Raw genomic sequence first — 20,677 nt, 5'->3', positions numbered from 1 at the left:
GTTTTCGGATGCGCACTTCGGTAATGCAGAGCCAAGTCTATGGAAGATTCCCGAATGCTTGCTGGGAGCTCGTCGAACCATTCCGCTCACTGAGGCGAGCGCAGCTGATCATGACGCGCCGCGAAGGACTTTCATGATGCGTTGGGAGGAGATCGATCCGGCGGTGCCGAGCGGTTGGGCAAAGAGGCTGACGCGCAGCTCTTCGAGCATCCATCGCGCCTGCTGCAGGTGCTCGGGAGCTCCAGCCGCGAGCGGGAACGAGCCGCCGGCGTTCGTGTATGCGGCGGTCGCGGTCGCAATCTCCTCGGCCCAGACCCGGTCGCGGTGCATCGTCTCGGCCAGTCTCGAGACCCGGTGTGTGATGGCGCGAACGTAGACGTCCACTCGTGGAAGGCGAGTGATGCCTGCCTCTCGAACGAATCCGGCATGCACGAGCGTGCCGAGATGTTCGCGAGCTTCAGCGAGCGTCGCCATGAGGGCGAGCGAACTGGAGCCACGGATCGCCTTGTCCGCGTCTCGTGCCGAAGCAAGGATCTTCGCGGTGTCACTCGTCACTGCCAGCATCCGTTCGACGAGCCGTTCCGAAACGGCGGCGCGAGCGGCTTCGAAATCGTCTGGCGAGCGCACCGGTGCAGTGCGCTGCGCGAGCACATCGTCGATGATCGCGAGCATGATGTCATCGAAGAGCGCAGCGGTGGTCGGATAGGGGCTCGCTCCGAGTGCAAGCTTCTCCGCCCCCGTGAGGTGATCGCGGACGTAACTGGCGGGGCTCGGCACAGCGGCGATGAGCATTCGGGTCACTGCCTCGTGCTGCGCGGCGTCGCGTTCACTCGCACTGGTGTGCAGGCGCACGCCGATTGTCCCGTCGCCGTTGGGCGTGTACGCAGGGAACGCCCGGACGACGCTGCCGTGCTGGCGAATATCGACGTGCTCGGGGAGCGCGGTGTCGAAGCGATCGACCCGGTCGCGCTCGAGTCCGCTGTTCGAGGGCGCAGCGAGCGCAGCCTTCACGACGCTGTCGCGCGCCTGGTCTTTGAATCGCTCCTGCAGGAGTTCGAGGCTCTTTCCGCTCCCGAGAATTTTGCCGCGGCCACCGAGGACGACGTAGTTCATCTGCAGGTGGGCGGGAATTCGTGACTCGTCGAAGTCCTCGGCAGTCGCGTTCGTCCCGAGTCGCGCGATCTTCGAGGCCAGGTGCGAGGCCAGCGCGCGCTCATCCGGTTCGTTGGGCAACTCGCTCGCGAAGCGTTTCGCGAAGTCACCTGCAGGCACGACGTGCTTGCGGATGTGCTTCGGAAGGCTTCGAATCATGGCCACGATCAGTTCTTCGCGAAGGCCTGGCACCTGCCAATCGAAGCCGGTGGGGCTCAGCCGGGCCAGGAGCGCGACCGGAATGTGCACGCTCACGCCATCGTCTGCGGTCCCTGGCTCGAATCGGTAGCGGAGGGCGAGTTTCGCATCGCCCTGTTGCCACTGCTTCGGGAAGAGCGCATCATCAACGACGCCGTCGCTTCCGAGGAGGTCGCTCCTTCGCATCGTGAGGAACTTCGCGTTCGAACGTTTTTCCTGACGCCACCAACCCTCGAAGGTGCGAACAGAGACGACCGACTCTGGAATTCGTTCCTCATAGAACTCGACGATGCTCTCGTCGTCGATGAGGATGTCGCGGCGACGTTGGCGTTCTTCGAGCTGTTCGAGTTCGCGGCGCAGCGCAGCGTTCTGCGTGACGAAGGACTCTCTGCTGTCCCATTCGCCTTCAACGAGTGCGTGGCGAATGAAGAGTTCCCGTGCGTGCTGCGGGTTGATCCGCGCGTACTGCACCCTGCGCTTTTCGACGATCGGAACACCGAAGAGTGTGACCCGCTCGTCGACGATGGCCGCGCCCTGCCGTTTTTCCCAGCGTGGTTCGCCGTATTGGCGCTTCACCAGTTCGCTCGCGTGCGCCTCCGCCCAGGCGAGATCGATTTTGGCGACCGTGCGAGCGAAGAGTCGACTGGTTTCGACGAATTCCGCAGCCATGACCGCGCGCGGCGGCTTTTTCGCGAGAACACTGCCGGGGAAGATCACGAACTTCGCGTTTCTGGAACCGACGAATTCTCGGCCGTCGGCCTGCTGGACTCCGATCCGAGACAGCAGCCCCGACAAGAGCGCCTTGTGGATCGCATCGACGTCGGGCGCGCTCGGCTCGGCTTCGCTCGCGGCGGGTGCACGGACGCCGATCGCTCGCGACAGCTGGCGGACGACGTCTTGCCATTCGCGGATCCGCATGAAGTTGAGGTATTCCGACTTCACTTCTTTGCGGAATTGGTTCCCCGAGAGGCTTGCTTGCCGTTGCTGCAGGTGCTGCCACAGCCGCAGGAAACTGATGAAATCACTGCCGGGATCGGTGAAGCGCGCATGCAGCTGATTGGCGTGCTCGCGCTTCTCGACCGGTCGCTCGCGAGGATCCTGGATCGAGAGCGCCGCGACGATGGCGATCGTTTCGTGAACGACGCCCGTGCGGTTCGCCTCGATCACCATGCGAGCGAAGCGCGGGTCGAGCGGCAGACGAGAGAGCTCGCGGCCGAGCTTCGTGATCTTGCCCTCGCTCGTGATCGCACCGAGTTCCCGCAGGAGGTCTTTTCCGTCTTTGATGCCGCGGGAATCCGGCGGTTGCAGGAACGGGAATTCTTCTAATGGGCCCAGCCCGAGCGACGAGGCCTGCAGGATCACCGAGGCAAGGCTCGTGCGCAGTACTTCAGGGTCGGTGAACTCGGGTCGCCGAGTGAAGTCCTCTTCGCTGTACAGGCGGATCGCGACACCGGGAGCGACTCGGCCCGCACGGCCCGCGCGCTGGTTGGCGCTCGCCTGCGAGATCGCTTCGATCGGGAGCCGCTGCACTTTCGAGCGCGCCGAGTACCGCGAGATTCTCGCCGTTCCCGCGTCGACGACATAGCGAATACCGGGCACAGTGAGGCTGGTCTCGGCAACGTTCGTCGAGAGGATGATGCGGCGGCGAACGCCGGGGCGCATGGAGCGTTCGAATACTCGATGCTGTTCCTGACTCGACAAGCGCCCGTAGAGGGGGAGCACCTCGGTGGTGCTCGGCAAGGAACTCAAGGCATCCGCCGTGTCGCGGATGTCTTGTTCGCCGGCCAAGAAGACCAGGACGTCACCCGGGGCCTCCGCCTCGAGTTCCGTGACCGCAGCGCGGATCCCATCGATCGGATCGAGCGCTTCGCTCTGTTCTTCTGGTTCCTCGCCATCGTCGTCGGACGACTCGGCGAACAGAGGGCGGTATCGGATCTCGACGGGAAAGGTGCGGCCGGAGACCTCGATGATCGGGGCACCGCCGAAGTGCTCGCTGAAGGACTGCGGATCGATCGTCGCGCTCGTGATGATGACCTTCAGGTCTGGGCGCTGCGGCAAAATTCTGCGCAGGTAGCCGAGCAGGAAGTCGATCGTGAGGCTGCGCTCGTGGGCTTCATCGATGATGATCGTGTCGTACTGCTTCAGCAGTCGGTCACGGTGAATGCGATTGAGCAGGATTCCGTCGGTCATGACGGTGACGAGCGTCGCGGCGCTCACGGTGTCGGTGAATCGAACCTGGTACCCGACCTCGGCGCCGAGCGGCACTTCGAGTTCTTCGGCGACTCGTTCCGCGATCGTACGCGCTGCGATCCGGCGAGGCTGCGTGTGCGCAATCGCGGTCCGGCCCATCTCCAGCAGGATCTTCGGCAACTGTGTGGTCTTGCCGCTTCCGGTTGCGCCGGCGATCACGACCACCTGGTTCGCGGAGATCGCGTCGCGAATCTCGTCACGCGCGGCACTGACCGGCAGTGCTTCCGGGAACGAGATCTTCACCGCTCTATTCTGCCGGGTTCTTGCGACACGCAAGATTTCGAGTGTCGGCTCGCGCCGGTAGTGTGGATCCGCCATGACCCCAGAGCAGAGCACGGCCCAGTACGGTTCGTGGGCTGCAGACAACCTTTCTCCCGCGTTCCCAGAACGCGCGGCTTGGGGTACGACGCAATCGCTCCGCGCCTGGCAGCAGGAAGCGCTCGAGCAGTATTTCTCGAAAGAACCTCGCGACTTTCTCACGGCGGCAACGCCTGGCGCAGGAAAGACGACCTTCGCGCTGCGACTTGCCAGCGCCCTGCTGCAGCGAGGCACCGTCCAGCGCGTCACCGTGGTCGCACCGACCGAGCACTTGAAGATCCAGTGGGCGGAGGCCGCGCACCGGGCGGGCATCCGACTCGACCCCGGGTTCCAAAACGCGCACGGAGACTACCCACGCCAGTTCCATGGTGTCGCCGTGACCTACGCGCAGGTTGCAGCGCGCGCCATCGTGCACAAGAAGATCACCGAATCCGCCCGCAGCCTCATCATTCTGGACGAAGTGCACCACGGCGGCGACGCGCTCTCCTGGGGTGACGCGATCCGTGAGGCGTTTCATGGTGCTGCGCGCAGGTTGAGCCTGACGGGAACCCCGTTCCGCAGCGACACCGCGGCGATCCCGTTCGTCACGTACCAACCGGATTCGCAAGGTATTCGTACCTCCGTGACCGACTACGACTACAGCTATGCGCGAGCCCTCCAAGACCACGTGGTCCGCCCGGTGCTGTTCATGGCCTACGCCGGGACGATGCAGTGGCGAACGCGCATGGGCGAGGAGATGAAGGCGACGCTCGGTCACGAGGACGCCAAGGACATCACCTCACAGGCTTGGCGCACCGCACTCGATCCGGGCGGCGAGTGGATCCAGCAGGTGCTGCGAAGCGCCGACGTCCGGCTGACCCAAATGCGGCACTCCGTCGAAGACGCCGGCGGGCTCGTCATCGCCACCGACCAGGCGCAAGCTCGCCAGTACGCCGACCTCCTCCACTCGATCTCCGGGGAGCGCCCGACCCTCGTCTTGAGCGACGACGATCGATCGAGCGACCGGATCACCGAGTTCTCGAACTCGACGAGCCGCTGGATGGTCGCGGTCCGGATGGTCTCTGAGGGCGTCGACGTTCCGAGGCTCTCGGTCGGGGTCTACGCGACGAGTGCGGCGACTCCACTGTTCTTTGCCCAGGCCATCGGTCGTTTCGTGCGCTCGCGGCGTCGCGGCGAGACCGCGACCGTGTTCTTGCCGAGCGTGCCGACGCTGCTCGAACTCGCGGCTCAGCTCGAGCGCCAGCGCGATCACGCGCTCGATCGCCCGAAGGACGACGATGGCCTGCTCGACGACAACCTCATGGAGGCGGCGAACGCCCCCGAAGACGCCAGTGAGCGCGAGACCTCGCCGTTCGTGTGGGAACCGCTCGAATCGAACGCGACCTTCGACAAAGTGCTCTTCGACGGTGAGGAATACGGGCAGCTCGCAGAGCCGAACACCGATGAGGAGTTCGACTTCATCGGGATCCCAGGGCTCCTCGAACCCGACCAGGTCTCCGATCTCCTCCGTCGTCGCCAGTCGCGGCAGGCGAAGCGCATCGAAGAGCACCCGGAACGAGAAGTGCAGCCGTTCTATCGCTCCATGAAAGAAGAGCGCCAGCTCCTCAACTCGCTCGTCTCGATCTACGCAAAGCGCACCGGCGCGAAGCATGCGCATGTTCACGCCGAAGCTCGTCGTGCGTGCGGTGGGCCAGAGGTGCCGAAGGCCTCGATGCAGCAACTTCGCGATCGGATTCTCTGGATCCGGAAGAAGGTCGACCGCGCTCGCTGATCCCGGCGGCGCATTCGCGAAGCGACGGTTGTCTTCGCGGTCGGGGATCCCCGGATAGGACAGCCTCACCTTGCTATACAAGCGCGGAAAATCGGCGCACACTGTGGTCAAGAACACTCGCGATTGGAGAACACCATGACCATGTTGAGCGACCTCCCACACGTTTCCTCCTGCAGCGCGACCGCCTGCGGATACAACCACGACGGCTGCCACGCCGGCGCGATCACGGTCGAGGGCAACGCCGCCTCCTGTTCGACCTTCCTGCCGCTGGGTATCGACGGCGGTTTGCCGAAGGTGATCGCATCGGTCGGTGCGTGCAAGCGCGTCGACTGCGTGCACAACGAGTCGGCAGTGTGCACCGCAGCCTCGGTCCGCATCAGCGGCGGCGAGGGCACGACGCACTGCGAGACCTTCGCGCAGGAGTAGCAGCCCCGGTGGCCTGCCCGGCCTGCCAAGTAACGGGCGCCTAGGAACCATTTGTCTGCAGGTTCCATGAGCCGTCGGTTCGCGGCGCTCGGGCGCCGCGAGTCGTGGCCGTGCGCGGCATCCCGGGCACTGCCTTCAGATTGCCTTCGCGCGCCGCGAGGCTAGGCTGAAGTGGTGCAGATTCATTCATTACGAGCCCACAAAAGTTCTGAAAACCTGACACGAGAGGACCAACTCGCCTGGAAGATCGCCCAGGTCGCGGTTGATCCCGTTGCGGTGGACAGCGACGTCACCGAAATGATCGTGAACAGAGTCATCGACAACGCCGCCGTTGCAGTTGCGAGCATCCAGCGTGCCCCAGCGAGTGCAGCCCGAGACCAGGCCCTCCGCCACCCGTTTACGCCCGGGGCGTCGGTATTCGGAGTCCACGACCGGGTGAGTCCCGAATGGGCAGCATGGGCGAACGGCGTCGCGGTCCGCGAGCTCGACTTCCACGACACCTTCCTGGCTGCCGATTACTCGCACCCCGGTGACAACATTCCGCCGATCCTTGCAGTGGCACAGCACACCGGCGCCAATGGTGCCCAGCTGGTTCGCGGCATCGCGACAGGCTATGAGATCCAGGTCGATCTCGTGCGAGCCATCTGCCTCCACGAGCACAAGATCGATCACGTCGCCCACCTGGGGCCCTCAGCCGCAGCCGGTATCGGGACGCTGCTCGGTCTCGATGCCGAGACGATCTTCCAGGCCATCGGCCAAGCCCTCCACACGACCACCGCGACGCGCCAATCGCGCAAGGGCGAGATCTCGACGTGGAAGGCGCACGCCCCTGCGTTCGCCGGCAAGATGGCGGTCGAAGCAGTCGATCGAGCGCTGCGCGGGCAGACCAGCCCGACCCCGATCTACGAGGGCGAAGACGGCTTAATCGCCTGGCTCCTCGGCGGATTCGAGGCACGCTACGAAGTGCCACTGCCGGGCGCAGGCGAATCGAAGCGTTCGATCCTCGAGACCTACACGAAGGAGCACTCGGCGGAGTATCAGGCGCAGGCCTGGATCGACCTGGCGCGTCAGCTCGGCAACGAACGACCAGAGCTTCGCGACCCGGCCGCCGTGCGAGAGATCGTTCTCCACACGAGCCACCACACGCACTTCGTCATCGGTTCGGGTGCGAACGACCCGCAGAAGTACGACCCGAGCGCGAGCCGGGAAACCCTCGACCACTCGATCCCGTACATCTTCACCGTCGCGCTGCAGGACGGCGCCTGGCACCACGCGCACTCCTACGCTCCTGAGCGGGCAGCTCGCCCCGACACCGTGGCGCTCTGGCAGAAGACCACGACGCGTGAAGACGCCGAGTGGACGAAGCGGTACCACGATCCGGATCCAGACAAGAAGGCCTTCGGCGGTCGCGTCGAGATCCTGCTGGAAAACGGCGAACGAGTCGTTCGGGAAATCTCGCTCGCTGACGCGCACCCGGCAGGCGCTCGACCCTTCGCTCGTGAGAACTACGTGACGAAGCTCCGCACGCTCGCAGAGGGGATCGCGAGCGATGCCGCGATCGACCGGTTCTTGGCACTGGCCGAGTCGCTGCCGGAACTCGACGCCGAGGGAGTCCGCGAACTGAATATCGCAATCGATGCGGCAACCTTGCCGCCAGCCACGAAGGGGCTGTTCTAATGCTCTACGCAGCAGTCGACGCCGCCGCGAAGCGAAAGGCATTCCGGCTCGCCCTGGAGAGCGGCACGATCCAACGCTTCCCGGGAGCCTTCAACCCGCTCTCGGCGAAGCTGATCGAGGAGCGCGGCTTCGAGGGCGTCTACATTTCGGGTGCCGTCATCGCCGCCGACCTTGGGCTTCCCGACATCGGGCTGACGACGCTGACCGAGGTTGCGATGCGAGGCGCGCAGATCGCCCGCATGACCAACCTTCCCGCGCTCATCGATGCGGACACCGGATTCGGCGAGCCCATGAATGTCGCGCGCACCGTCCACGAGCTGGAGAACGCGGGCGTCGCCGGGCTGCATATCGAAGATCAGGTGAATCCGAAGCGTTGCGGTCATCTCGACGGCAAAGAGGTCGTCGGTATCGAGCTGGCGGCGAAGCGGATCACCGCGGCGGTCAACGCGCGACGCGACTCGAACCTGCTCGTCATGGCACGGACCGATGTTCGTGGTGTCGAGGGGATGGACGCCGCGGTGGATCGCGCGAAGCGACTGGTCGATGCGGGAGCCGACGCGATCTTCCCCGAGGCGATGGCAAGCCTTGCCGAGTTCGAGGCAGTTCGAGCCGCGGTCGATGTGCCGATCCTGGCGAACATGACGGAGTTCGGAAAGAGCGAACTCTTCTCGGTCGAGCAATTGCAGGGCGTGGGCGTCAACATGGTGATCTTCCCCGTCTCACTGCTGCGCCTGGCGATGGGGGCCGCAGAGCGCGGTCTCGATACCTTGAGCGCAGAAGGATCGCTGACGAGCGCGGTTCCGACGATGCAGACGCGGGCGCGGCTGTACGAACTGCTCGATTACGAGGCGTACAACGCGTTCGACGACAGCATTTTCCGTTTCGAAGTGCCGGAGCACCCTTCGGCGTAGCGGCAATCGAGTCGGCGCTGCAGCGCTCTGCCGCACTTGGCGTATGACAGACAAGAGAGGCCATCACCACGAATCGAATCGTGGTGATGGCCTCTCTTGCTGCGCCCTCTCTTGCTGCGCGGGGGTTGCGCCTAGTTCTTCGGTGCCTCTTCGTCCGTCCCAGCGTCGCCCGCTGCATCGTTGTCGCCCGCCTTGCCGAGGTGCGGTCCGCGGACGGGGCCGTCACCGTCGTGCAGGACGACCGTGTCGCCGCCCGCCTCGTACCAGTCGGTGAGCGCTGGGTCTTCGCTGTCGAGCCAGGCACCCGCTCCACGGTCTGGCTCTGAAGCACCGGCTGCGAAGACGAAGTCGTCCCCGTAGTTCTCGATGCCGTCGCGAACACCCTGCACGATCGCTTCTCGCGCGTAGCGCCGACGAATCGTATACGGGTCGCGTGAGAGTTCCTTCGCCCACGCGATCATGACGAGGATCAGCACGAAGGCGAAGGGGAGCGCGGTCACGATCACGAGACTCTGCAAACCGTTCAACGCGGATTCCCCACCGACGAGCAGCATGACGATTGCGATGCCGCCGAGGCCGATTCCCCAGGTGATGGTCGCCCATGGGCTAGGAGCAGGGTTTCCACGTTGGCTGAGTCCGGCCATGACGAGCGAGGCGCTGTCGGCGCTCGTGACGAAGAAGATCACGATCGCGATCATCGCGATGACCGAGGTCACCATGCCGAAGGGCAGTTCGTTGAGGAGCGCGAACAGAATGTCCTGCGTGCGCTCGCTTTCGCTGATGCGAGCACCCGCCTCTTCGAACCACATGGTTGCGCCACCGAAGATCGCGAACCAGACGAGGCAGACGGCGCTCGGAACGATGATGACGGTGCCGACGAACTGACGGAGGGTGCGACCGCGGCTGATCTTCGCGATGAAGAGTCCGACGAACGGCGTCCACGAGACCCACCATGCCCAGTAGTAGGTAGTCCAGTCGCGCATGAACTGCGCCGAATCCGGGCCATAGACGGCGCCCTGACGGAGCATCAGCACGAAGTCGCCGACGAACGCCATGAGGGCGCTCGGTGCGAAGTTCAGGAGGAAGATCATCGGTCCGGCGACGAACACGAACAGCGCGAGGCAGCCGGTCATGACGAGGTTGATGTTCGACAGGATCCGGATCCCGCGCTTGACGCCCGAGACCGCGGAGGTGATGAACACGACGGTCAACACGACGATGATGCCGATGATGATGCCGTTGCCGACCTGCCCGAGCCCGCCGACGATCTCAACGCCACGGCCGATCTGCATGGCGCCGATACCCAGAGAAACCGCGGTTCCGAAGAGCGTGACGAGAATTGCTGCGATGTCGATGATCGCGCCGAGCGGTCCACGCGTGCGCTCGCCGAAGATCGGTTCGAGCAGTGAGGACATGAGCGGGCTGCGACCGCGGCGATACGCGGCGTATGCGACCGCACCACCGACGAGCGCGTAGTACGACCACGCCATCGGGCCCCAGTGGAACATCGTTTGCGACATCGCTGCCAGCATCGCCTCACGGGAGCCCGGCTCGAGGTCGCTGAATAGCGGCGGGAGGTCGGTGAAGAATGCGAGTGGCTCGTATGGGCCGAAGAACATGAGGCCGATGCCCATGCCCGCCGCGAAGAGCATTGCGATCCAGGAGAACGTGGAGAACTCGGGCTTTTCGTCATCCATGCCGAGACGAATGCGGCCGTAGCGGCCGAAGCCGACCCAGAGCATGAACATGAACACCGCGATGGTCAGGGTGTTGAAGAGCCAGCCGAAGGAATCGGTCGTCCAGATGAGTGCTGCGGAGGCAACGGACTCGAGACCCTCGGTGTCGAGGATTCCCCAGACGATGAAGGCGGCGGTCAAGATGCCGGCGACGACGAAGACGGTCCAGTTCGTCGTGAACTTCGGAGTGGTTTGTTCGACCGAGATGCCTGGGATCAGTGCGGGGTGGATCTCGTTCGGCGTGTTGACTTCGCGAAGAATGCGCCGGGAGGGTTCAGCGACTCGCCGAACGACCTTGTAGCGGACCTTCTCTTTCGGTGCGACTGCGGAAGCGTTCTCGGGGCTGTTGCCCGCTCCATCTGGCAGATTTGACGCGTCAGCGCCCGGATTCTTTGGCATCGTTCGTCGTTATCCCGTCACTCGAGCAATGGACGTCCAGATCAGGTTTCCCATGAAAAACACCAGACAAGTAGGGAATTTTAGCAAACCAGGGGCGATTGACCCTAAAGGAGATCAGGTCAGTGCCTCGCGATACGGTGGGGGAGACTGAGGAGGGCAACGTGGCGACATCCGAAATTCGTAAGGGCCTCGCTGGGGTTGTTGTCGATGAGACAGCGATCTCGAAGGTGAACCCGGAGACCAATTCTTTGCTGTATCGCGGGTATCCCGTGCAAGACCTCGCGGCGAACTGCTCGTTCGAGGAGGTCGCGTTCCTGATCCTGCGCGGTGAGCTTCCTGATGAGGCGGAACTGCAGGAGTTCCAGGCCACTGAGCGTCACCACCGCGCACTCGATCCAGACGTGCGTGCCGTCATCGACCAACTGCCGGCCACCGCACACCCCATGGATGTTGTGCGAACTGCGGTCAGCGTGCTCGGTGCGAGCGAATCCCTCGGCGATTCACCGGAGGACGAACTCGAAAAGGCAACGCGGCTCTACGCGGCGCTGCCCGGAATCGTCGCCTACGTGCAGCGTCGTCGTCGTGGCGAAGACGCGATCCAGGCCCGCGACGACCTCGATTATTCGGCCAACTTCCTGTGGATGACCTTCGGCGAGGAGGCGGCGCCAGAGGTAGTTGACGCGTTCCGCGTGTCGATGGTGCTGTACGCCGAACACTCCTTCAACGCCTCGACATTCACGGCTCGCGTCATCACCTCGACCCTGAGCGACCTGCACAGCGCAGTCGTCGGAGCCATCGGCGCGCTGAAGGGCAACCTGCACGGGGGAGCGAACGAGGCAGTCAAGCACGTCTTCGACGAAATCGGTTCTGCAGACAAGGCCGAGGCCTGGCTCGAGTCGGCGCTCGAAGAGAAGCGCAAGATCATGGGATTCGGCCACCGCGTCTATAAGAACGGTGACAGTCGCGTGCCCACCATGCAGGCCGCCCTTGAGCGCCTGGTCGAACATTACGAGCAGCCGGAGGTGCTCGAGCTGTACCGCGCGCTCGAGACGGCGATGGCCGATCGCAAGCCGATCAAACCGAATCTCGACTACCCGGCGGGTCCGGCGTACGCGCTCATCGGCTTCGACACCGAAATGTTCACCCCATTGTTTGTCGCTTCCCGAGTCGTCGGCTGGAGCGCGCACATCCGTGAGCAACGAGCGAGCAATGCGCTCATTCGTCCGCTCTCCGAATACAACGGTCCAAACGAAAGGTCATTCTCATGACAGTCCCATCACTGACGCTCAACGACGGCACCACGATTCCGCAGCTCGGCTTCGGCGTCTTCAAGGTCGACCCGAACGAGACCGAGCGCATCGTGAGCGACGCACTCGAAGTCGGCTACCGCCACATCGACACTGCAGCGATCTACGGCAACGAAGAGGGCGTCGGTCGCGCGATTGCGGCGAGCGGGATCCCGCGCGACGAGCTCTACATCACGACGAAGCTCTGGAACAAGGACCAGGGCGCGCTCCGTGCACGGGCCGCAATCGAGACGAGCCTCGAAAAGCTCGGCCTCGACCGCGTCAACCTCTACCTGATCCACTGGCCGTGCCCGGCGAACGGTCTCTTCCTGGAGAGCTGGAAGTCGCTGCAGGAGTTCCAGAGCGAAGGGCTCACCACCTCGATCGGCGTCTCGAACTTCGTCGTGCCGTACCTCACCGAGGTGCTCAACGAAGGCGGCGCGGTTCCGGTCGTCAACCAGATCGAACTGCACCCTGGCTACCAGCAGGCGGAGACGACGGCACTCGGTGAGTCGAAGAACATCAAGACCGAGGCCTGGAGCCCGCTCGGCGCCGGTGGCGTCGACTACTCCGCAACGGTGATCGGCGAGATCGCGGAGGCGCACGGCGTCTCCTGGGCGCAGACGATCCTGCGCTGGCACATCCAGCGCGACACGATCGTGTTCCCGAAGTCGAACAACCGTGGCCGCATGCAGGAGAACTTCGACATCTTCGGATTCGAACTCGACGAGGCCCAGATGGCTGCGATCACGGCACTCGATGCGGGGCAGCGCGTCGGCGCCGACCCGGCCGAGGTTTCCTGATCGATCGTTCGACCAGCCCACGCGGATACCGGCTCGCCTCTTCGGCGAGCCGGTATTTGCGTGAGCACGCGGCGCAACCGGTTGCCTGGTTTCCGTGGGGTGAAGAGGCGTTCGCTGAAGCCGCCGCGCGAGACGTCCCCGTGTTCGTTTCCGTGGGGTACGCGAGTTGTCACTGGTGCACCGTGATGGCACGCGAATCCTTCGAAGACGAACACACTGCGGCGCGCTTGAACGAGGGTTTCGTGGCGATCAAGGTCGACCGTGAGGAACGACCCGACGTCAACGATGCGCTCATGGCCGCCGCCGGTGCCTTCTCGAAGCATCTGGGCTGGCCGCTCAGCGTCGTCCTCACCCCTGAGGGCGCGCCATTCTTCGCTGGTGCGTACTTCCCGAAGACGGCGCGTTCGGGGCTTCCGGCTCTCGAACAGGTCCTCGAGGCGTGCGCGCGCGGGTGGAGTGAGAACCGCGAACGTGTGGTGTCGACCGCGGCGCAGGTGCAATCGATCCTGCGCACCTCTGCAGAAGAGTCGGCCGCGGACTCGTCAGACCTCGTCGGCGCCGCCTTCGAACTCATCAGTGCGCTCGAAGACCGGTCGCATGGCGGGATCAACGGCGAACAGAAATTTCCTCACGCAGCCCTTATCGTGACGCTCAGCGAGCACGGCCAAGCAGCGCTGGCTCGGAGGCTGCTGCGCTCGGCGCTGCCGCTTCGTGCTGAGGACGGCGGCTTCTTCCGCTACGCGACTCGGCCCGACTGGGGGACACCGCACTACGAACGCACCGTCACTGATAACGCGCAATTGCTCCGAGCAGCGACCACGCTCGGAGAAGAGGGGATCGCACGCGGCATCGTGCAGTTCCTGATTACGACACTGCGACTCCCGAGCGGAGTGTTCGCGGCCGCGCAGGATGCAGACAATCTGGTTGCAGGAGTGCTCACCGAAGGCGCCTGGTATCGCGGTGACCGGGCATCGATGGAGCCGCCGGCGATCGATCCGATTGCCGTGACGGCGCACGGCGGGCTCGTGATCGACGCGCTCGCGAGATTTGCGATGCGCTTCGACCAGCCGAGCGTGCTCGCGCTCGCCGAGGAGAGCGCTCAGGTCTACCTGCGACGGCTCGGCACTGACGGAGCAGTTCGAGTGCATGCCACGCTCGACCGCTCTTCGCCGAGGGAGGTCACGGAGGCTGGTCACTCGGGCGCTGGCGACGCCGGTTCGAACGAATCAGGGACGAATTTCCCTGCGGGCATCGACTCGGAGGCACCGGTCACCGCGACCGACGTCGGGCTGCTCGCGAGCGGCTTGCTCTCGCTCGCACGAGCGACCGGAAACCACGAATACGCGCTTGCGGCGCGCTCGATGATCGAGCTGTCACCCGAGCCCGACGGCACCGTTGCCACGGGCGGTCAGGCGAGTGCCGCGCTTTCGCGCCCTCCGGAGACCGATGGCGATTTCGCCGGTGGCCGCAGCGCGCTCGCCGAGGCTCGAATCGCGCTGTACGAACTCGGCTCCGGTGAAGAACATTTGCAGGCTGCGGAGGCGCTGCTCGAGCCGCTCGTTGGATTCACACGTCGAGCGCCAATCGGCGGATCAGTTGCCCTGCGGTGCTTTGCGTCTTTGAACCGCGGCCCTGAGACCAGAATCGTCACGGGCATCCCGACGAACGAAGATCGCGAGGCAGTCTCGACGCTTGTGCTCGTCACGCCGGGTCAGTGCGCCAAATGGAGCGAACACGGTTTTGGCGTGCTCTTCGCAGAGAAGACCGCGCCCGCAGCCTATGTCTGCGAGTCGTTCGTCTGTGCGCTCCCGCGACCGAGAGCGCCGCGGAAGGATTTGTACGTCAGCTCTCGTAGCTATCGGACCGCCGACAGGCGATGGCACCGAACAAATATCGACAGGAGCAGCGATGAAGCTTCACGAAGCCATTGAGGAAGTGCTCGAAATCGCCGGAAAGTCGATGACCACGACGGAGATCGCTGACCAGATCAACGCACGCGGGCTCTACGCAAAGCGTGACGGCTCACCAGTCTCAGCCCTCCAGATTCACGGCCGCACTCGGAACTACCCCCGTTTGTTCAGTCAGGCCGGGAGCACGATCAGCCTTGCGGGTTGGTCCGCTTCGTCACGAAACGGCGGGGGCAGTGGAGGCAACCTGGCGGAAACGCCATCACTCCCGACCCTTCAGACCTCCGGATCGCTGGCGGCCGCGTCCGACGTGGAAACGGCGCTATTCGCGCCCAGTGTGTTTCGTCCCGCCGGTGAGGTTGACCCGGACGTGCCGAACCTTCCCGGCCTTTACGCGATTCGGATTCGGGACAGGCAGGCGCTTCCGGAACCGTTCGGAAGCCTGTGTGGACAGCGCGGCCACGATCTGCTCTATGTCGGCATCGCTCGCACGAGTCTCAAGCGCCGCTTTTTAGAGCAGGAACTGCGCGCACGCGGACACGGTACGTTCTTCCGAAGTATCGGAGCCGTGCTGGGTTTCCGACCGCCTGTTGGAAGCCTGATCGACAAGAAGAACAAGCGGAACTACAGCTTCGCTCCCTCCGACGAGCGGGCCATCATCACCTGGGTGAATGAGAACCTGCTCGTTAACTGGCTCACGCTCTCCTCAGATCACGAGGCTATTGAAAGGGAGCTGCTTCGGAAGACCCTGCCTCTACTCAACCTCTCGGGCAATCCTGGCGCGCTTCCGGAGCTTTCAGCGCTCCGTGCGGAGTGCGTTCTCGTAGCCAACGCTGTGTCGTGACCAAGACGCCTTTGTCGAAGGCGAGGCTGAATCAGTCCGCGTCAGAGGTAACCAATTGACGACGATGCTCGCTCCGCTCATCGGATTCACCCGTCGTGCTCCGCTCGGGAGTGCCGTCGCGCTCCGATGTTTTTCGTCTCTGGAGCGAGGCCCCAGGACACGAGTCGTGACGGGCATCCCGACGAATGATGACCGCGCGGCGGTTGCCACGCTCATGCTCGTTTCGCCTGCGCAATGCACGCAGTGGAACGCGCACGGCTTCAGCGCGCTCTTCGAGGGGAAATCAGAGCCCGCTGCGTACGTCTGCGAATCGTTCCTGTGCGAACTTCCGCAACGACGGACGCCGCGAAAGGACTAGTGCGTTTTCGTCGGGATCTCGAGCATGGTGTGCTCGATCTTGATGCACTTGTCTTCGACGTATTCGAGACCGGCCTCGGTCGCGAGCGCACGAGATTCTTCGTTGCTGATCCCGAGTTGCAGCCACACCGCGTGAGCCCCGGCATCCACAGCCGCACGCACGACCTCTGGGGTGTGCTCGGCCCGACGGAAGACGTCGACGATGTCAATGCTCGCCGGCACCGAGGCGAGATCCGGGTATGAGGTTTGCCCGAGGATCTCAGTCTCTTTCGGGTTCACCGGGAACACGGTGTAACCGGCGTCGAGCAGATACTTCGTGATCTGATGGCTCGGCTTCCGAGGATCTGCCGAAGCGCCAACGACGGCAATGGTCTTCGCGTTGCGCAGGAGCGCGTCAATCTTCACTTCATCTGGTCGCAGAGTGCTCATGGGATGACGCTACCGCCGACGATGGTCGCGCGGCAACGAATCCGCGTTCCAAATGGAAGGGTTTCGCGCTCAGCGCCAACCGGGCAGCCAGAACACGAGCCTGCCGTACCAGTCAGGGATCTCGATGCCGTACCAAATGGGAGCGAACCAGAGCGAGAGGAGGGCCGTGATGAGCGTGAAGATCCCGATCGAGAACAACCAGATCTTGCGATGCTGGCGGCGGCGCTTGCCAGGTCGGAGCACATGGTGCACGGCGAGTGCGATGCCGATGACCATGAATGGGAAGAACACGATCGTGTAAAAGTGGAAGATCGTGCGTTCCGGGAATGCGAGCCACGGCAGGAACGAGGCGAGAATCGCGATCAGGATCGGTCCGACTTTGCGATCGAGCGTTGCGCCGAAGTGGAACAGCATCCACCCGAGTGCGAACACTCCCGTGTACCAGATGAGCGGATTCGACAGCGAAGTGATGAAGGCGAAGGTGCCCTCGCCGCTGGAGAGCCAGAAGGCGGTCGGTCGAAGCATCACGAGCCATTGCACCGCGGGTGACTCGTAGGAGTGGTCCGAATTGAGCCCGACATGGAAGTTGTACATCGACTGGTGGTAGTGCCACAGGTTCTGGAGGCCGTCCGGCACCCAGGCGAGCAGCCCCGTGAAGCGCTCCTCGGGGTTCGCGGCGAGCCAGTTGCTCTCGTAGCCGCCGCGGAACCATCCCGCGTACGAGGCGAGATAGGTCGCCAACGCGGCGGGGATCATCAGCAGAAAGCTGGGAAGGCCGGCGGTTACGAGAGTGCCGAGGTGCCAGCCCGGGATCCCGACCCGCTTCCGATCGAGTGCGTCCATGAACACCGTGTACAGACCGAAGGCCGCAAGGAGGTAGGCGCCAGACCATTTCACGCTCGTGGCGCAGCCGAACATCACACCTGCGGTGACAAGCCAGGGGCGGTTCCAGAAGACGGGACCGAGTTTCTGCGCGAACGTTGGCGGTTTTCCTGTCCCGTGCCACCAGCGCACGGTTCTGGCGGGAGAGTCTCTTCGATCCATCAGGATCGCTGCGACTCCGGCAAGCGCGAAGAACGCGAGGACATTATCGAGGAGGGCGGTGCGGCTCATCGTGATGGCGAGGCCATCGATCGCCACCAGGAATCCGGCGAAGGTGGTAATGGTGCGCGAGCGCGTGAGGCCGTGCGTGATGAGCATCGTGAGTGCGACGATCGCGATCCCGATCAACGCGACAGTGAGCCGCCATGCCCAGGGGAACTGCATTCCGAAGATCGCGGTACCGAGTCCAATGATCCATTTGCCAAGTGGCGGGTGCACAACGAATGAGGGGTCGGTGCCGAGCGCGCTCGGATCGCCCGCTTCGAACTTGTCGTTCGCGCCCTCGGCCCACACGCCCTCGTAGCCCTGCTGCCAGATCGCGTAGCCGTCTTTCACGTAATAGGTCTCGTCGAACACGAGCGTTTCTGGCATGCCGAGTTGGATCAAGCGAGTCGCTGCAGCAAGCGTTAATACGGCGGCGGGGCCCCAGCGTCCCACGAGCGGCATGAACCTCTCGGCGGTCGACGTTGAGCGCTCGATGAAGCCGGGCAGTGGTCGCATGCTTCGCTTCGGGACCGCCATCGCAGGAGATGCGGTGTCCGATGGCTGCTCTGCCGGGGGCGCGGTTTCCGTGGTCGCCCCAGGCGCAGCGGTCGAGGGTGCAGGCGCAGCGGTCGAGGATGCGGGCGCGGCGGGTGGCTGGTCAGTCACGCAATGATTCTTGCATCCTGAGGCGGGCGCGGGGCGGCGTCGCCGAACCAGAATGGGACAATGTCGGTGTGATCATTCTCGGCGCGACTCCCATCGGCAATCTCGGCGACGCGAGTCCTCGCCTGCGAGAAGCGTTCGAGACGTGCCCCATCGTCGCCGCCGAGGACACCCGCACCACGATCCAGCTCATGCGCGCCCTCGGGATCGAGGCGCGTCCGAAGCTCGTGGCCCTGCACGAGCACAACGAACGCGCGGAGTCTGCGGCGCTCGTCGAGACGGCTCGCACCGTCGATGTGCTGGTCGTCAGTGATGCGGGCATGCCGGGGGTCAGTGACCCGGGCTTCGTGCTCGTGCAGACCGCGATCGCAGCGGGCGTCGACGTGACCTGCATCCCAGGGCCATCTGCGGTGCTCACGGCCCTCACCCTCAGTGGCTTCCCGACTGACCGGTTCAGCTTCGAAGGATTCCTTCCCAGGAAGAGTGGCGAGCGCAGGGCCTTGTTCGAATCGCTGCGGAGCGAATCTCGAACCGCTGTCCTGTTCGAGTCGCCGCACCGCCTCGCCGAAAGCCTCGCCGACCTCGATGCGACGCTCCCTGAGCGAACAGTCGCCGTATGCCGCGAACTCACGAAGAAGTTCGAGGAGGTTCGTCGCGGAACAGCGAGCTCGCTGCTCGACTGGGCGAAGGCGGGCGTCAAGGGTGAGATCGTGCTGGTCCTCGCTGCGGCGGAACGCAGGAACATCACGTTCGCGCAGGGGCTCGCGCAGGTGCAGCAACTCGTGCGCGAGGGGACGCGGCTGAAGGATGCCACCGCGGAGGTGGCGGAGGCGACCGGGCTGCAACGCCGAGCGCTGTATCAAGCCGCTCTTGACGCCTCGTGACGTAACACTCGGGCGAGAACTCTTAGACTGATCCGTATGCCTGACTGTTTCTACGTCACGACGCCTATTTACTATGTCAACGACGTCCCCCACATTGGCCACGCGTACAACGAGGTCGCTACCGATGTCCTTGCCCGCTGGCACCGCCAGCGCGGCGAACGCACCTGGATGCTCACGGGAACAGACGAGCACGGCCAGAAGATTCTTCGCACGGCCGCTGCGAACGACGTCGACCCGAAGGCGTGGACCGACCGCCTCGTGGAGTCGGCCTGGAAGCCGCAGCTCGAGCTGCTGAACATCTCGAACGACGACTTCATTCGCACGACCGACGAACGCCACAAGGTCGGCGTTTCAGTGTTCTTGCAGAAGCTGTACGACGCCGGCTGGATCTACCACGGCGAGTTCGAGGGTCAGTACTGCGTCGGTTGCGAAGAGTACAAAACGGCTGGAGACCTTGTGCCCGGCACGGGCGAATACGAGGGGCAGCTCGTTTGCGCGATCCACTCGCGTCCGGTCGAGATCGTGCACGAGTCGAACTACTTCTTCAAACTCTCCGAGTTCCAAGACCAGTTGCTCGCACTCTACGAAGAGCGCCCGGATTTCGTGCAGCCCGCAGCGGTGCGCAACGAGATCCGCCAGTTCGTGCAGAGCGGTCTGAACGATCTTTCGATCAGCCGAAACACCTTCGACTGGGGCATCAAGGTCCCGTGGGACGAGTCGCACGTCGTCTACGTCTGGTTCGAAGCGCTCCTGAACTACATCACGGCCATCGGCTACGGTCAGGACACCGACCAGTTCGAGAACACTTGGCCCGGTACGCACATCGTCGGCAAGGACATCGCTCGCTTCCACGCGGTGATCTGGCCCGCCATGCAGATGGCCGCTGGCATCGAGCTGAGCGCGAACGTGTTCGGTCACGGCTGGCTGCTCGTCGGCGGCGAGAAGATGTCGAAGTCGAAGGCAACGGGCATCGAAGCCTCACAGATCACGAGTGTGTTCGGCGTCGACGCATTCCGCTACTACTTCATGAGCGCGATCGCGTTCGGTTCCGACGGTTCGTTCTCCTGGGAAGACCTCGAATCGCGGTATCACGCAGAGCTCGCGAACAACTACGGCAACCTCGCCAGCCGCGTCATCGCGATGGTGCACAAGTACTTCGACGGTGTCGTCCCAGAGTCGGCAATCGATCCGGAAGTCGCAGAACTCGCCGCGAAGGCGACGAACGCGGCAGATACCGCGATCGACACGTTCCAGATTCACGACGCCATCTCCAACGCCATGAGCCTGGTCGATTTCCTGAACGGGTACATCACCGACCAGGCGCCCTGGGTGCTCGCGAAGTCTGACGAGCAACGCGACCGACTCTCACAGGTGCTCGCGAGCTGCGTCCACGGCCTCGGCACCGCAACGGTGCTGCTCGCCCCGGTGATGCCGGAGAGCACGGCCACGCTGTGGACGGCGATCGGTGGCGAAGGCTCACCTGCTGAGCAGCCGATCCAGCGCGCAAACGAATGGTCGGGTACCGGCCGGGTCTCCACGATCCCGCCGCTGTTCCCGCGAATCGATCCAGACGCCTAAAC

15 protein-coding genes are annotated in these 20,677 nt (G+C 64.0%); 11 read left to right on the top strand and 4 right to left on the bottom strand.

Annotated elements, in window-relative coordinates; all coding sequences use genetic code 11:
* Window positions 1–108: 108 nt before the first annotated feature.
* Window positions 109–3,843: an ATP-dependent RNA helicase HrpA gene (hrpA, locus tag U2H20_RS05760; protein WP_430593531.1), complete on the bottom strand. Its 3,735-nt coding sequence runs from the start codon at window positions 3,841–3,843 to the stop codon at window positions 109–111.
* A 73-nt stretch (window positions 3,844–3,916) separates the two neighbouring features.
* Here hrpA and U2H20_RS05755 point away from each other — a divergent pair, with 73 nt between their 5' ends.
* From U2H20_RS05755 to prpB, 4 genes are all read left to right on the top strand, one after another.
* Complete coding sequence (locus tag U2H20_RS05755; protein ID WP_430593530.1) at window positions 3,917–5,689, top strand: DEAD/DEAH box helicase; 1,773 nt, start codon at window positions 3,917–3,919, stop codon at window positions 5,687–5,689.
* Window positions 5,690–5,824: 135 nt separating this feature from the next.
* Window positions 5,825–6,115, top strand: coding sequence for a DUF1540 domain-containing protein (locus U2H20_RS05750; protein WP_430593529.1), 291 nt, complete (start codon window positions 5,825–5,827; stop codon window positions 6,113–6,115).
* A gap of 171 nt (window positions 6,116–6,286) precedes the next feature.
* Window positions 6,287–7,792, top strand: coding sequence for an MmgE/PrpD family protein (locus tag U2H20_RS05745; protein WP_430593528.1), 1,506 nt, complete (start codon window positions 6,287–6,289; stop codon window positions 7,790–7,792).
* Window positions 7,792–8,703: a methylisocitrate lyase gene (prpB, locus tag U2H20_RS05740; RefSeq protein ID WP_430593527.1), complete on the top strand. Its 912-nt coding sequence runs from the start codon at window positions 7,792–7,794 to the stop codon at window positions 8,701–8,703. The genes U2H20_RS05745 and prpB overlap by 1 nt, the downstream gene beginning before the upstream one ends.
* Before the next feature lie 131 nt (window positions 8,704–8,834).
* Here prpB and U2H20_RS05735 read toward each other — a convergent pair whose 3' ends face one another.
* Window positions 8,835–10,838, bottom strand: a complete 2,004-nt coding sequence (locus U2H20_RS05735; protein WP_430593526.1) for a BCCT family transporter — start codon at window positions 10,836–10,838, stop codon at window positions 8,835–8,837.
* Window positions 10,839–10,999: 161 nt separating this feature from the next.
* Between U2H20_RS05735 and U2H20_RS05730 the strand changes: the two genes are divergently transcribed.
* Genes U2H20_RS05730 through U2H20_RS05710 form a run of 5 tightly spaced genes read left to right on the top strand, consistent with a single transcriptional unit; the run spans window position 11,000 to window position 16,036 of the window.
* Window positions 11,000–12,106 (top strand): bifunctional 2-methylcitrate synthase/citrate synthase, encoded by a 1,107-nt coding sequence (locus U2H20_RS05730; protein ID WP_430593525.1) that lies wholly within the window; start codon window positions 11,000–11,002, stop codon window positions 12,104–12,106.
* Complete coding sequence (locus U2H20_RS05725) at window positions 12,103–12,927, top strand: aldo/keto reductase (protein ID WP_430593524.1); 825 nt, start codon at window positions 12,103–12,105, stop codon at window positions 12,925–12,927. The genes U2H20_RS05730 and U2H20_RS05725 overlap by 4 nt, the downstream gene beginning before the upstream one ends.
* Window positions 12,928–12,983: 56 nt before the next feature.
* Window positions 12,984–14,858: a thioredoxin domain-containing protein gene (locus U2H20_RS05720; RefSeq protein ID WP_430593523.1), complete on the top strand. Its 1,875-nt coding sequence runs from the start codon at window positions 12,984–12,986 to the stop codon at window positions 14,856–14,858.
* Entirely contained in the window at window positions 14,836–15,678 is an 843-nt protein-coding gene (locus U2H20_RS05715; protein ID WP_430593522.1) for a winged helix-turn-helix domain-containing protein, read from the top strand. The genes U2H20_RS05720 and U2H20_RS05715 overlap by 23 nt, the downstream gene beginning before the upstream one ends.
* Window positions 15,679–15,733: 55 nt before the next feature.
* Window positions 15,734–16,036 (top strand): hypothetical protein, encoded by a 303-nt coding sequence (locus tag U2H20_RS05710; RefSeq protein ID WP_430593521.1) that lies wholly within the window; start codon window positions 15,734–15,736, stop codon window positions 16,034–16,036.
* On the opposite strand, the gene U2H20_RS05705 is transcribed toward U2H20_RS05710, so the two are convergent.
* Both U2H20_RS05705 and U2H20_RS05700 read right to left on the bottom strand, forming a co-directional pair.
* The gene (locus tag U2H20_RS05705) at window positions 16,033–16,464 is read right to left on the bottom strand and encodes a CoA-binding protein (protein WP_430593520.1); all 432 of its coding nucleotides are present in this window, start codon (window positions 16,462–16,464) and stop codon (window positions 16,033–16,035) included. The two genes, U2H20_RS05710 and U2H20_RS05705, sit on opposite strands and share 4 nt — an antisense overlap.
* A 69-nt stretch (window positions 16,465–16,533) precedes the next feature.
* Window positions 16,534–18,216 carry a dolichyl-phosphate-mannose--protein mannosyltransferase gene (locus tag U2H20_RS05700; protein ID WP_430593519.1) on the bottom strand — a complete coding sequence of 561 codons (1,683 nt, stop codon included), beginning with the start codon at window positions 18,214–18,216 and terminating at the stop codon, window positions 16,534–16,536.
* Between the two features lie 68 nt (window positions 18,217–18,284).
* Between U2H20_RS05700 and rsmI the strand changes: the two genes are divergently transcribed.
* Together rsmI and metG are read left to right on the top strand one after the other, a co-directional pair.
* Window positions 18,285–19,097 carry a 16S rRNA (cytidine(1402)-2'-O)-methyltransferase gene (gene rsmI / locus U2H20_RS05695; protein ID WP_430593518.1) on the top strand — a complete coding sequence of 271 codons (813 nt, stop codon included), beginning with the start codon at window positions 18,285–18,287 and terminating at the stop codon, window positions 19,095–19,097.
* Between the two features lie 36 nt (window positions 19,098–19,133).
* The gene (gene metG, locus U2H20_RS05690; protein ID WP_430593517.1) at window positions 19,134–20,675 is read left to right on the top strand and encodes a methionine--tRNA ligase; all 1,542 of its coding nucleotides are present in this window, start codon (window positions 19,134–19,136) and stop codon (window positions 20,673–20,675) included.
* Window positions 20,676–20,677 lie beyond the last annotated feature (2 nt).

Origin of the sequence: Humidisolicoccus flavus (assembly GCF_045689595.1) — a bacterium.
Lineage (GTDB): Bacteria > Actinomycetota > Actinomycetes > Actinomycetales > Microbacteriaceae > Humidisolicoccus > Humidisolicoccus flavus.
This window is presented reverse-complemented; position numbering and strand designations above follow the sequence as displayed.

Coding starts and splice junctions, on each gene's coding strand:
- U2H20_RS05755 (WP_430593530.1), top strand. CDS start 3,917: ATGACCCCAGAGCAGAGCACGGCCCAGTACGGTTCGTGGGCTGCAGAC.
- U2H20_RS05750 (WP_430593529.1), top strand. CDS start 5,825: ATGACCATGTTGAGCGACCTCCCACACGTTTCCTCCTGCAGCGCGACC.
- prpB (WP_430593527.1), top strand. CDS start 7,792: ATGCTCTACGCAGCAGTCGACGCCGCCGCGAAGCGAAAGGCATTCCGG.
- U2H20_RS05735 (WP_430593526.1), bottom strand. CDS start 10,838: ATGCCAAAGAATCCGGGCGCTGACGCGTCAAATCTGCCAGATGGAGCG.
- U2H20_RS05725 (WP_430593524.1), top strand. CDS start 12,103: ATGACAGTCCCATCACTGACGCTCAACGACGGCACCACGATTCCGCAG.
- U2H20_RS05715 (WP_430593522.1), top strand. CDS start 14,836: ATGAAGCTTCACGAAGCCATTGAGGAAGTGCTCGAAATCGCCGGAAAG.
- U2H20_RS05705 (WP_430593520.1), bottom strand. CDS start 16,464: ATGAGCACTCTGCGACCAGATGAAGTGAAGATTGACGCGCTCCTGCGC.
- metG (WP_430593517.1), top strand. CDS start 19,134: ATGCCTGACTGTTTCTACGTCACGACGCCTATTTACTATGTCAACGAC.